The organism is Mesorhizobium sp. ZC-5 (assembly GCF_025753855.1).
Classification (GTDB): domain Bacteria; phylum Pseudomonadota; class Alphaproteobacteria; order Rhizobiales; family Rhizobiaceae; genus Neomesorhizobium.
In genome coordinates this window covers 384530-396655 of sequence record NZ_JAOWPT010000004.1, presented here as the reverse complement: position 1 = coordinate 396655, position 12126 = coordinate 384530, and the positions used below count along the sequence as shown (strand labels likewise).

Genomic DNA, 12126 nt, shown 5'->3' with positions numbered 1-12126 from the left:
AAACTGCCGGCCGGCCGCCGGATTTTTCCTGGCGGCCGGCTTCTTCACGCATGAGAGTAGTGATGCCCTTTTTGAAAAAGACGCTGCTGGCCTTGGCCTCGTCGACGATGCTGGTGGCGCCGCTTGGCGCCGAAGAGCATAAGCACGTCGCGACCGCCGGCGACATCCGCATCGTGCACGCCTGGGCGCGTGCCGCGGCGGCCGGCGGCGATACGCTGGTTTTCATGGAAATCGAAAACAAGGGCGCAGCGGACCGTCTGCTTTCGGCCGAAACCGACAAGGCGGCCGGCGCGGAACCGGTCGGCATCACGATGAAGGACGGGGTGAGCGCCACGACACCGCTCGGGCCGGTCGACATCGGCACGGGTGAGACCGTGCTCGACCCCGGCGGCATGGCGATCGCGCTGCGCGGGCTGGCCGGGAACCTCGCCAAAGGCGAAGATTTCGAATTGATGATCCGGTTCGAGAAAGCGGGTACGGTTGAGCTCGAGGTTGAAATCGAAGCGGCCGATGCGACGCAGCATTCGCACGCCGGACACGCTCACTAGGAGGCCGGCATGCAGCGGCGCGACTTCCTGAAATCCATTCCCGCGGGTGCCGCCGGGCTTCTGCTGCCGGGAACCATCGGCGCCGCCAGTGCTGCGATTGCCGATCTGAAATTCCGCGATCTCTATGCGCGTGGTGACCAGCTCTCGGAACAGACGCTGGCGCTGAAGAACCAGACCGTGCGCATGACCGGCTACATGGCGCCGCCGCTGAAGCCGGAAGTGCGTTTCTTCGTGCTGACCAAGCTGCCGATGTCGGTATGCCCGTTCTGCGAAAGCGAAGCGCAATGGCCGGACGACCTGGTGGTCGCCTATTGCGACGACGCGATCGACGTGGTGCGCTACACCGACCTGATCGATGTCGAGGGAAGGCTGGAACTCGGGTTCTGGAAAGATCCGGAGACGCAGTTCGTCAGCCTGATCCGCATCACCGGCGCGACCTACGAGAAACGTTGAGCGCGGTGACGTCTACTGGCCAAAGCCTTGCCGCCTCAGGGCTTGTCTTCACCTATCCCGAGGCGGGCAAGGGGCGGATGACGGCGGTGAACATCGCCGCGCTCGAGGCGCGGCCGGGCTCGGTGACCGCGCTTGCCGGTCCGTCCGGCTCGGGCAAGTCGACGCTTCTCTACCTTCTCTCCGGCCTGATGCGGCCGGACGCCGGATCGATCCGCTGGAACGGTGACGACCTGGCGCTGCTCGGCGAGGCGCGGCGCGACGGCTGGCGGCGGCGGAATGCCGGCTTCGTGTTCCAGAACTTTCACCTGATCGAAGAAATGAGCCCCGAGGACAATGTGCTTGTCGGCGGCTGGTTCTCGTCATGGTCGGTGCGCGGACTGAGACGACGCGCCGCCGAATTGCTCGACCGGCTGGAAGTGCCACGCGAGCGGACAAGGGTGGCGCTGCTGTCGCGCGGCGAGCAGCAGCGTGTAGCGATCGCGCGGGCGCTGCTGTTCGACCCGCCGGTGATTTTTGCCGACGAGCCGACGGCCAGCCTCGATGCGGCGGCCGGGCATAATGTGGTGGCGACGCTGCGCCGGCTAGCCGCGGAGGACGGCAAGACGGTGATCTGCGCGTCGCACGACGCCGATCTCCTCGACTCCTGCGACCGTGTGGTGCGGATCGATCACGGCAGGATCGCGGCGACAAAAGTTGAGATCGCGGAGCCGGTGTCATGAACCCGCTGCCGCTGGTTCTTGCAATGCTTGCCCGCAACCGCATGACCAGCCTGCTGTTCGTGGCGCTGATCACGCTCGCGGTGGCGCTGGGAATCGCGATCAGCGCGCAGGAGAGGGCGCTGCGGCAAGGCAGCGCGCGCGCCGCCGACCGCTTCGACCTCGTGGTGGCGGCGCCGGGCAGCCCGACCGACGTGCTGTTCAGCGTGGTCTATCTGAGGCCGAGCGCGGTCGAACTGCTGTCGCCGGCGGTGTTCTCGCGGCTTCTCGCCGAGCCGAAAGCCGAGATCGTGGCGCCTATCGGCTTCGGCGACAATCTCGACGGCGCCCCGGTGGTCGGCACCACCGCGCCGTTCGCGCTGCATCTGTCGGGCGGGGGCCTCGCGGAGGGCCGTGTCTTCGAGCGGCTCGACGAGGCTGTCGTCGGCGCGCTGTCGCCGCACCCGATCGGCGTGGAACTGCAGGTGAGCCATGGACACGGCGCGGCCTCGCCGGAAGATGAAGCCGGCGGATTGCATGGGCAGAAACTGCGCGTCGTCGGCCGCTTGCAGCCGACCGGAACACCGTGGGACGGCGCCGTCGTGACGCCGATCGAGTTCAACTGGTATGTGCACGGGCTGGGCACCGGCCATGCCGACGGCGACACCCATATCGGGCCGCCGTTCGAGGCGGGCAAATTGCCGGGCATGCCCGCCGTCATCGTCAAGCCGCAGACGGTGCCGGCCGCCTACGGCCTGCGCAACGCCTACCGGACGGCGGACTCCACCGCATTTTTCCCGGCGGAAGTGTTGGTCGAACTTTATGCGCTGATGGGCGACGTGCGCCGCATCATGGGCGCGCTGACGCTGGCGACGCAGGTGCTGGTGATCGCGGCGATCCTTGCCGGCATACTGGCGCTACTCGACCTGCAGCGGCAGCGCTTCGCGGTGCTGAGAGCGCTCGGCGCCTCGCGGCTGTTCATCTTCCTGACGGTGTGGAGCTACGTGACCCTGCTGATTGCTGCCGGCGCACTTGGCGGATTGCTGCTCGGCTGGGGAGTTGCCGGCATCATCTCGCACTTCCTGGCAGAGGCGAGCGGCGTCGCCATGCAGGCGACGATCGGTGGGACGGAATTCAGGCTGGTCGGAGCACTGCTGATCGTCGGCGCGTGCCTGGCCGCAGTGCCGGCGATGCTGATCTACCGCCGGCCGGTGATCGACGCGCTGCGGCAGTAGCGGCCTATCTCAGAACGCTAGCGCGACGGTCACGGATCGTCGCGCTGGGTGCGCAGATTGGCGACGACGCGGCGGTTCTGCACCTTGCACGACCGCTCGGAGCAGGCGCGCACCTCGCGGTCCTTGCCGTAGCCCTTGGCCCACATGCGGCTGGGGTCGACGCCCCTGGAGGCGAGATAGGCCATCACCGCATCGGCACGCTTCTGCGACAATGTCACCATGCTGGAGGCAGAGCCGGAATCGTCGGCGAAACCCTGGAGCTTGAGCAGCCAGCGCGTATTCTGGTTCAGCCACGAGGCCTGATTGTCGAGCGTGGTCATCGCCACCGAGTCCAGCGCCGCCGAATCCTGGGTGAAATAGATGCGGCGGCCGACATTGAGGATGAAGTCTTCCTCGCTGCCTTGCTTCATATTCTCGAAACCCGGGGCGGGGTCGTTGGTCTGGCCGGTCATCGGCGGCGGGTTGGGCTCCTCGCGCGAGGCGAGGTCGGCCGTGGTGCAGGCACCGAGCGCCAACAGCATGCCGGCGAACAGGAAGCGCCGGGCGAATTCCATCCTTACGATCATCAGGCACCCATCATTCGACGGCGGTGGTTTCGGGAAGCTGGCCGGCCTGCTGGGCCTGATCGGCGATGTGGGGCAGGACCTGCACCGCGGTGCCGACCGGGCAACGCTGGTAGAGGTCGATCGCATCTTCGTTGAACATGCGGATACAGCCGCTCGAGGCATCCTTGCCGATGCTCCAGGGCTCCAGCGTGCCATGGAAACGGTAGCCGGTGTCGGCACCGTCGCGGTGCAGATACATGGCGCGGGGCCCGAGCGGATTTTTCGGGGAGCCGCCGGCGACGAACTCGGGAAGCTCGGGATGGCGCTTGCGCATTTCCGGCGGTGGCGTCCAGCGCGGCCACAGCGACTTGCGGTCGACGGTGGCGCGGCCAAACCATTTGAAGCCTTCGCGGCCGACGCCGACGCCGTAACGGATGGCCGTCTTGTTCTCCATGATCAGGTAGAGGAAGTGATGGCGGGTATCGACGACGACGGTGCCGATCGGCTCACTCGAGAAATACTTGACGACCTGGCGGTGCCACTTCCTGTCGATCTTGGCGAAGTTGGTCTTGCGGAAGGTAACGTTGTTGTCGACCGTGGTGCCCGCAAAATAGGACGAGGCCTGGGCGAACGCAGGCGTCCGCGCGGCCCCGGCGCCAAGCAGCGCCAGCCCACCCAAGATGATTTCCCTGCGAGTCAGTACCATCGGCAATCCCCCACGCCAAACAGCAGGCGGACCATAGATCAGATTTTAATTTTGCCACAACAGAAAAGATCGCGCGTGCACAGCGCGGCAAAGATACTTGGCAAATCAAAAAACGTTGAGTGGACCGTGACGCCGCGCCGCCTATCTTGGCGAGGAGGAAATCATGGGAGCGAGACAATGACGACACCTGCAATTACACAGGCGATGATCGACGCCTATGACGAATACACCCATCTGACGCTAGACCGGCGCGGCTTCATGGAGAAGCTGTCGAAACTGGCGGGATCGGGGGCGGCGGCGGCCGCGATCGCGCCGCTACTCGCAGCCAATTCGGCGCGCGCCGCGATCGTGCCCGAGGACGACGCGCGGCTGAAGGCCGAGGATATCACCTGGGCTGGCGATGGCGGCGACATGAAGGGCTATCTGGTGGTGCCGGCCGACCAGAGCGGCAAGCTCGGCACGGTGATCGTGATCCACGAGAACCGCGGCCTCAATGCGCATATCAAGGACGTGGCGCGGCGCATGGCGCTGGAAGGTTTCGTGGCACTGGCGCCGGATTACCTGTCGCCGCTCGGCGGCACCCCGACCGACGAGGAGAAGGCGCGTGCAATGTTCAGCGAACTCGATCCGGCGAAGACCGTCGCCAACGGTGTCGCCACCGTGGCCTTCCTGAAAGGGCACGAGGCGGGCAACGGCAAGGTGGGCGCGGTGGGCTTCTGCTGGGGCGGCGGTGCTGTGAACAACCTTGCCGTCAATGCGCCCGATCTCGCCGCCGGTGTCGCCTACTATGGCGCCCAGCCCAAGGATGCCGACCTGTCCAAGATGAAAGCAGCCCTTCTGCTTCAATATGCGGGCCAGGACGAGCGCATCAATGCCGGCATCGACGCCTACAAGGCGGCGCTGGAGGCGGCCGGCAAGGAGTTCACCGTCCATGTCTACGACGGCGCCCAGCACGCCTTCAACAACGATACGTCGGAGGCGCGCTACAACAAGGAAGCGGCCGACCTCGCCTGGGGCCGGACGGTGGCGTTCTTCAAGGAGAAGCTGGCTTAGCAAGGTATCCTGAGGGCAGTGCATACCGGGTGTAGGTAGATGCTACCCCTCATCTGCCTGCCGGCATCTTCTCCCCGTGAACGGGGAGAAGAACGGCAGTCTCCGGCGCCGGCTTGTGGATGGCGACGCCGATCACCACCAGCGCGACGCCTAAAATGTCCGTGGCGCTGGGGAACTGTGCCAGGACGACGATGCCGATCAGTGTCGCGCTGACCGGCAGAAGCGAGAGCAGCAGTGCAAAGCTGGCACGCGGCAGCCGCGACATCGCCATCTGGTCGCAGATATAGGGAATGACCGACGAGCAGATGCCGACGCCGATCGCCGCCGCGATGAGCAGCGGTGATGAAAAGGCAGCGATCGCATCGCCGAAGCCGAACGGCAGCACGAAGATGAAGGCGATCGCCATGGCGGCGCCGAGATTGGCGACGCCGTCGGAGGCGCCGGCGCGGGCCAGGCGGTGGCCGAGCACGATATAGGCGACGAACAGCGCGCCGTTGAGGAAGGCCCAGGCGAGGCCGACGGGATCGCTCGACCATTTGACGTCGATGAGCAGGAAGGTGCCGGCGACGGCGACCACCAGGGCGATGATGTTGCGGCGGCTGCGCAGCCCGAACAGCGCGATGCCGATGGTACCGACGAATTCGATCGCGGCGACCAGCGAGATCGGTAGCCGGTCGAGCGCCAGGTAGAAGAAGCAGTTCATCGCCGCCAGGCAGATGCCGAAGGCGAGCAGCAACTGCCGGGTGTGCCGGTCGGAACGGGCAATCGTGCGCCAGGGCCGGGTGGCCGGCGCGAAGATGACGGCGGCCGAGGCGATGCGCAGCCAGGCGACGCCCAGCACGCCGACATGCGGAAACAAAAGCACCGCGAAAGCCGGGCCGAGATAGTGGAAAACGGCGCTGACGCCGAACCAGGCATGCGGTGGGACCGCGTCCGCAACGGTTGAGAAGGTCATTGTCTTCGACTGCATCGCGGTTCTCCTTGTAACTATATGATTGCAAGGACTTGGCGTGTTTCATATGATTGCTCATTGGATAGGGAAGTGAAATTTCCTTCGGAACAAAGAGAAAAAAGATGAAACGCCTTCGATATGAAAATGGCGACCTGGACGCGGTGGACCTGAAGATATTGCGCATCCTGGTCGACGATGCGCGTGCCAGCGTCGCCGAAATCGCGCGGGCGGTGGGGATGTCGGGCCCAAGCATTTCGGAACGCATCAAGCGATTGCAGGAGGGCGGGACGATCGAAGGCTACACGATCCGCATCAATCCGGCCGCGTTCGGGCTGCCGCTGGCGGCGTGGCTGAGGATCAGGCCGGTTCCGGGGCAACTCGCGACGGTGACCGAGATCCTGAAGGATATTCCCGAGATCGCGACCTGTGACCGGGTGACGGGCGAGGACTGCTTCATCGCCCGCGTGCATGTCGGTTCGGTGACCGACCTGGAACGGGTGATCGACCGCATCATCCCTTACGCGATGACCAACACCTCGATCATCCAGTCGTCGCCGGTGGCGGAGCGGCTGCCGATGCCGATGGAGGTGAGATGACATGACCCGGAAAGCCGATGACGCGATCCTGCATGTTTTCGGTTCGGACGACGGCATTCCCAACAGCCGCCTGCCGCTGGTCTTCTGGAAGGGCCGGTTGCCTGACAATGCCCGAAACGGCGAAGCGGCGACGGCGCTGTTCCGGCGCAACGGTTGGCAAGGGACGTGGGTCTATACGGTGTTTCCGTACTGGCATTTCCACACCCGCGGCCACGAGGCGCTGGCCTGCGTGTCGGGTTCGGCGCGGATCGGCTTCGGCGGCGACAATGGCATCGAAGTCGATGTGGCGGTCGGCGATGTCTGTGTCATCCCGGCCGGCGTCGGGCACAAGCGCCTGCAGGCCTCCGTCGATTTCCAGATGGCAGGCGGTTATCCGCCGGGGCAGCAGGGCAATATCGTGCGGCCCGGCAACCTCGGCGCGGCAGAAGCAGCGCGGGAGATCGCCGAGGTCGCACTGCCTGATACAGACCCGGTCACCGGCGGCATCGACGGCCTGGTGACGATCTGGCGCGACGACAACAGGAACTGAAGACGCGGGGCGGCGCCCGGCGAAGATCGATTTCGCACCGCCGCGATGATCGGTGGTCGGGCTACCTGAAAATTACTCCGGGAGCCGAACAAAGTTAACGGATCTTCCTTTTCGAACTCGCCTTGGCGAGCACCGCGCGCCAGCGGATCAGCTCCATCGGAATAGGATCGTTGTTGTTTGCAATATCGAAAATTTCGTTGTTCAGGTTCTTCAGTGTTCTCCAGAAATCATAGTCGCTGATGCTTGGGTCGCGTGCCAGTTTTTCTGACATCTCGGTTATATCTATTTTCATTTTCCTCGGTCCGGCTTCATGCCCCGCCACCCGCGATTCGGTCTCCTTCAGTGTGAGCTTTTTTGGCTGGCCAACACGGCTCAATCAAAGCGGCACCGTTAATGGTCCACTAACGATTGCGGTTAAGGTTAACAAAACGTCAACATGCATCCGGGCGGTGCCGACAGGGCTTGGGCTCAAGCTGTCCGGCGCTTGATGCCGATCGAACGGCCTGCCCGTTCGGGCATTGGCATGGCGGCGTGCGCGGCGGCAAGCGCCTCGACCTTTTCCATGATGTCGGCGGGGAAGGGCACGACCTTGGGACCGGCCATGTCGACATGCAAAGTCAGCGATTCGGATGTGGCGGCGAGCCAGCCGTCGGCGTGGCGGATCTCCTGGTAGGCATGCAGCCGCTTCTCGTCGTGGTCGAGCAACTGGAAGGTGCCCGTCACCCGATGGCCGAGATGCAGTTCCCGCACGTAGCAGACATGAACTTCGGCGGTGAAGGTGGTGAGCTTGCGGTCGCGGATATAATCCGGGCCAAGTCCCATGAGATCAAAGGCGCCGTCGACGCAGCGGTCGAACAGCACGTTGTAATAGGCCATGTTGAGGTGGCCGTTGTAGTCGATCCATTCTTTTTCGATGTCCATGACGGGGGAGACGAAAGGGGCGGGGAGAGCCATCGCGGATTCCTTGATGCGTGTTTGCCGGCTGATTTGAACTTCGGGCCGCCGGGCTGGACAAAGCGGTGGACCGGCAGATTACGCGAGCCTAGAAGGTTCACAAGCAGAACACTGGTCCATCCGCGGAGGAAAACATGGCCCTGAGCGACCTGAAGCGGGTGGAGCGCAACGAGAGCGGCATTGCCGCGGCGCTCGGCATTTTGAAACAGCGTTTCGGCGAGCGCTTCCAGACCGGGCAGGCGATTCGCGAGCAGCACGGCCACACCACGACCTATATCCCGACGCAGGCGCCGGACGGCGTGGCATTCCCACATTCGGCCGGCGAGGTGCAGGAGATCGTCAAGGTCTGCGCCGAGCATCGCGTGCCGGTGGTCGCGTTCGGCACCGGCACCTCGCTGGAAGGCCATGTGAACGCGCCGGGCGGAGGCATCGCGGTCGACATGATGCAGATGAACCGCATCGTCTCGGTGAACCCGGAGGATCTGGACTGCACGATCGAGCCGGGTGTGACGCGCGAGGACCTCAACACGCATCTCAGGGACACCGGGCTGTTCTTCCCGATCGACCCCGGCGCAAACGCCAGCCTGGGTGGCATGGCGGCGACGCGTGCGTCGGGCACCAACGCGGTGCGGTACGGAACGATGCGCGAGAACGTGCTGTCGCTGTCGGCGGTGATGGCGGACGGACGGCTGATCACGACGGCGCGGCGTGCCAAAAAATCGTCGGCGGGCTACGATCTGACGCGGCTTCTGATCGGCTCGGAAGGTACGCTCGGCATCATCACGTCGCTGACCCTGAAGCTCTACGGCATCCCGCAGGCGATATCGGGGGGCGTCTGTCCGTTTCCCAGCGTCGAGGCGGCCTGCAACGCGGTCATCGCGACGATCCAGATGGGCATTCCGGTGGCGCGCATCGAACTGGTCAACGCGCTGCAGATGCGGGCGATGAAGATCTACTCGAAGCTCGATTATCCGGAGAGCCCGTGCCTGTTCGTCGAATTCCACGGCAGCGACGCCGGCGTGAAGGAGCAGGCTGAAAATTTCGGCGAGATCGCCGAGGAATTCGGTGGCGGGCCGTTCCTGTGGACGAGCGTCGCGGAAGAACGGACGAAACTCTGGAAGGCCAGGCACGACGCTTACTGGGCCTCGCTGACGCTCAGGCCCGGCGCCAAGGGGCTGTCGACCGATGTCTGCGTGCCGATCTCCAGGCTTGCCGAGTGCATCGCAGAAACCGAGGCCGATATCGCCGAAATGGGCCTGATCGCGCCGATCGTCGGCCATGTCGGAGACGGCAATTTCCACACGCTGGTGCTGATGGATGTCGACGATCCGGCCGAGATCGCGCGCGCCGAGGAATTCGTGGCGCGGCTCAATCTGAGAGCAATCGCGATGGATGGCACCTGCACCGGCGAGCACGGCATCGGGCAAGGCAAGATCGCCTTCCTCGACCGCGAACTGGGCGACAGCGTCGATTTCATGCGCACGATCAAGCAGGCGCTCGATCCGCTCGATATTTTTAATCCGGGGAAGATATTTTCTGCCGGTGGGAGGCCGGCATAACAGCAGATATCCGGGTTCTTGACCGCGATCTCGTTCCGTCGGAAAGTTCTCTCGGATCCTCGAAGTGTATATTCAGTGGAGCGAACCAACATGGCACTTTCGCGCAAGGAAGCAGAACGGGCACTCGACAAGGACGAGCGGAGCCTGGTGGACAGTTCCCAGCATCCGGCGGTGCAGGAATTGCCTGATGCGGAGCTCGGCAATCTGGTTCGGCTGGTGCGCGAGCGGCGTGACAAGGCGCAATCGCTGGCCAGCCAGAAGCGGCGGGAAATGCGCGGCAAGGGCGCCGCACGCGGCGCCACGGCAGCCAAGCGCGACGAAGGCTCGCAGGTAAAGCTCGAAGTGCTGGCGATGGCCATGCGGCGGCTGAACGGCGAGGTCGAACGCCGGCGGCGGCTGGCGGCGCAAGTGGCGCTGGTGGAAAACGCCCGCAAGGCGCTGTCGCTGAAGGAAAAGGCGACGACAAAGGCGGAAGCGCCGGATTTCAACGCCAGGCATGCGCGCCAGGGCATGAGGTCGATCGAGAACACCAAAGCGGGCAGCCTGGTGCGGCCGATGGAACGCGGCCGGCTTCGCAAGGCAGCCCAGGTTTCCCAAGCGAAACGCGACTCCCGCTGAAGGATTGGTCCGTTGGCCTCAATTGCCAGATGCTGATCGACAGGCGCGCGCTTCGGTTCGATGCTGGCGCCATCAGACGGCGTAAGCCAACGAGACAAGCACTGCGGCGCCCCACACGATCAGCACAACACTGGCGGCCTTGCCGATCCAATGGCCGGCCGGGGCAAGCTTTTCGACCATCACAAAGAGAGCGATGCCGGTGATCCAGGCGAAGTTCATGACGCCGCCGACGAACAGCAGCAGCATCAGCACCCAGCAGCAGCCGAGACAGACCGCACCGTGGCGAAGCCCCATCGCGAAGGCGCCGCGGTTTCCCCCGCGCCACCACGTCATGATGAAATCGAGCGGCGAGCGGCATTGGCGCAGACAGGACTGCTTCAGCGGCGTCCATTGATAGACGCCGGCGAAGACGAGTATCACCCCCGCGAGGGCGACGCTGGTGGTTTCCATCATCGGCGACAGCAGGCTGGCCTTGTCGAAGGCATATTGCAGGAGGACCGCGCCGATGCTGAACCCAAGCCAGACGACGAGATAGCCGAGCCCGAACAGGCTGGTGGAGCCGACGGCAGTCGTCTGCGCTCCACGCTTTCGCGCGATGGAATCGTAGAAGAGGAGCATCGGCATGGCGCTTGGCAGCATCATCGCCGTCATCATCGCCATCCACATGAGAAGCGTCAGGGCGAAATAGCCGGCCGTCCACACCGGCGCGTCCATCGGCATTGCCATGCCCGGCATTTCGGGCATCGGCATATCCACCCCGACCAGCAGATATGCCCATGAAGCCAGGATGACGGCGAGCAGAATGGCAACGACGATCGCCCGGTCATGCCGATGCAATCGCGCCAGAAACTCCATCTTCGCCACTAAAGCGCGTCGCGCCGAACAGGCTTCGGCGGGCGCGCTTTAGATTCCTTGATTTGATGCATGTCGTTATCCCGAAACCGAGGACACTTTCGGGCGACATGCATCAGGCCGCGACGCCCTGCGGCGTCTGCACGACGTGGGCGAGCGAACTGTGTGCCCCGGTGGTCTGGAACTTGATCGCACCCATGCTGCGGATGTTGGATGAAGCGATCTCCGCCATTATGTGCTCGAAACCTTCCGGCATGACGACCTGGGCGCGGTGCGGCGCTCCGGTCACCGGGTTCTTGATCGGTTCGACTTCGGTTTCGAGGATGCCTGGAACGACCATCCGCGCCGTGCGGCCGGCCATGTCGAAGTCGAATTCGAACGGCGCAAAGATCGGCTCGTGCATTCTGGCAACGACAATGCTGACGATGTGGAACAGCGTCCCTTCCGCCGAGTGCTCGCCCGACAGGATGGAGGCCAGTGCGTTGCGCTGTTCGGGGCTCGCCCGCTCGTCCAAAATCGGCTGGGCGTCGCCATCGCCCTCGTGAAGCGGGCCGGGGAAATGGACAGTGACGGCGAAGCACAGCCCGTCCAGGCTGACGTTGTTGAAATGACCCTTGGTGATGCGCATGGCCACAAGGCCCTCGCAGTAGCCCTGGGTCGGTCTCGCGTTAAAATCGCAAGGACAGCCAAATGCGCAACTGCAGTTCTTAAGCCACTCGCCTTCCAGCCTCCAATCAGCCAAAGCCATCTTTTCCTCCCTGGATTTTCGCCGCAGCGCGGGCAATCGCGCCGGCGAAACAGCCGCCCGGATATATTAGCATGAAAGCATAT

Annotated in this window: 16 protein-coding genes; 9 read left to right on the top strand and 7 right to left on the bottom strand. The window is 64.2% G+C overall.

What is annotated here, in order from left to right:
* Positions 1-62: 62 nt before the first annotated feature.
* From OHD58_RS14085 to OHD58_RS14070, 4 genes are read left to right on the top strand one after another with little or no spacing between them, the layout of a single operon-like run.
* Positions 63-548 (top strand): copper chaperone PCu(A)C, encoded by a 486-nt coding sequence (locus OHD58_RS14085; RefSeq protein WP_263803996.1) that lies wholly within the window; start codon positions 63-65, stop codon positions 546-548.
* A 9-nt stretch (positions 549-557) separates the two neighbouring features.
* Positions 558-1001, top strand: coding sequence for a hypothetical protein (locus tag OHD58_RS14080; protein WP_263803995.1), 444 nt, complete (start codon positions 558-560; stop codon positions 999-1001).
* A gap of 5 nt (positions 1002-1006) precedes the next feature.
* Positions 1007-1720 carry an ABC transporter ATP-binding protein gene (locus tag OHD58_RS14075; RefSeq protein WP_263804231.1) on the top strand — a complete coding sequence of 238 codons (714 nt, stop codon included), beginning with the start codon at positions 1007-1009 and terminating at the stop codon, positions 1718-1720.
* A complete protein-coding gene (locus OHD58_RS14070) occupies positions 1717-2931 on the top strand; it encodes an FtsX-like permease family protein (protein WP_263803994.1) in 1215 nt (404 codons plus the stop codon). The genes OHD58_RS14075 and OHD58_RS14070 overlap by 4 nt, the downstream gene beginning before the upstream one ends.
* Before the next feature lie 29 nt (positions 2932-2960).
* On the opposite strand, the gene OHD58_RS14065 is transcribed toward OHD58_RS14070, so the two are convergent.
* Positions 2961-3497, bottom strand: a complete 537-nt coding sequence (locus tag OHD58_RS14065) for an OmpA family protein (protein WP_263803993.1) — start codon at positions 3495-3497, stop codon at positions 2961-2963.
* A 10-nt stretch (positions 3498-3507) separates the two neighbouring features.
* Entirely contained in the window at positions 3508-4182 is a 675-nt protein-coding gene (locus tag OHD58_RS14060) for a L,D-transpeptidase (protein WP_263803992.1), read from the bottom strand.
* Positions 4183-4359: 177 nt separating this feature from the next.
* Here OHD58_RS14060 and OHD58_RS14055 point away from each other — a divergent pair, with 177 nt between their 5' ends.
* A complete protein-coding gene (locus OHD58_RS14055; RefSeq protein ID WP_263803990.1) occupies positions 4360-5235 on the top strand; it encodes a dienelactone hydrolase family protein in 876 nt (291 codons plus the stop codon).
* Between the two features lie 49 nt (positions 5236-5284).
* Here OHD58_RS14055 and OHD58_RS14050 read toward each other — a convergent pair whose 3' ends face one another.
* Positions 5285-6205, bottom strand: coding sequence for an EamA family transporter (locus OHD58_RS14050; protein ID WP_263803989.1), 921 nt, complete (start codon positions 6203-6205; stop codon positions 5285-5287).
* Between the two features lie 104 nt (positions 6206-6309).
* On the opposite strand from OHD58_RS14050, the gene OHD58_RS14045 reads away from it, so the two are divergent.
* Both OHD58_RS14045 and OHD58_RS14040 read left to right on the top strand, forming a co-directional pair.
* The gene (locus tag OHD58_RS14045) at positions 6310-6783 is read left to right on the top strand and encodes an Lrp/AsnC family transcriptional regulator (RefSeq protein ID WP_263803988.1); all 474 of its coding nucleotides are present in this window, start codon (positions 6310-6312) and stop codon (positions 6781-6783) included.
* Between the two features lies 1 nt (position 6784).
* Positions 6785-7312 carry a hypothetical protein gene (locus OHD58_RS14040; protein WP_263803987.1) on the top strand — a complete coding sequence of 176 codons (528 nt, stop codon included), beginning with the start codon at positions 6785-6787 and terminating at the stop codon, positions 7310-7312.
* A gap of 94 nt (positions 7313-7406) precedes the next feature.
* On the opposite strand, the gene OHD58_RS14035 is transcribed toward OHD58_RS14040, so the two are convergent.
* The gene (locus OHD58_RS14035; RefSeq protein WP_263803986.1) at positions 7407-7688 is read right to left on the bottom strand and encodes a hypothetical protein; all 282 of its coding nucleotides are present in this window, start codon (positions 7686-7688) and stop codon (positions 7407-7409) included.
* Between the two features lie 92 nt (positions 7689-7780).
* On the bottom strand, positions 7781-8266 hold the full coding sequence (locus OHD58_RS14030; protein WP_263803985.1) for a thioesterase family protein: 486 nt from the start codon (positions 8264-8266) through the stop codon (positions 7781-7783).
* Positions 8267-8400: 134 nt separating this feature from the next.
* On the opposite strand from OHD58_RS14030, the gene OHD58_RS14025 reads away from it, so the two are divergent.
* The gene (locus tag OHD58_RS14025; RefSeq protein ID WP_263803984.1) at positions 8401-9825 is read left to right on the top strand and encodes an FAD-binding oxidoreductase; all 1425 of its coding nucleotides are present in this window, start codon (positions 8401-8403) and stop codon (positions 9823-9825) included.
* Between the two features lie 90 nt (positions 9826-9915).
* On the top strand, positions 9916-10443 hold the full coding sequence (locus OHD58_RS14020; RefSeq protein ID WP_263803982.1) for a hypothetical protein: 528 nt from the start codon (positions 9916-9918) through the stop codon (positions 10441-10443).
* 72 nt (positions 10444-10515) lie between these two features.
* Here the strand turns inward: OHD58_RS14020 and OHD58_RS14015 are convergent, their stop codons facing one another.
* Together OHD58_RS14015 and OHD58_RS14010 are read right to left on the bottom strand one after the other, a co-directional pair.
* Positions 10516-11280: a DUF2182 domain-containing protein gene (locus OHD58_RS14015; protein WP_263803981.1), complete on the bottom strand. Its 765-nt coding sequence runs from the start codon at positions 11278-11280 to the stop codon at positions 10516-10518.
* A 130-nt stretch (positions 11281-11410) separates the two neighbouring features.
* Entirely contained in the window at positions 11411-12043 is a 633-nt protein-coding gene (locus OHD58_RS14010) for a DUF1326 domain-containing protein (RefSeq protein ID WP_263803980.1), read from the bottom strand.
* Positions 12044-12126 lie beyond the last annotated feature (83 nt).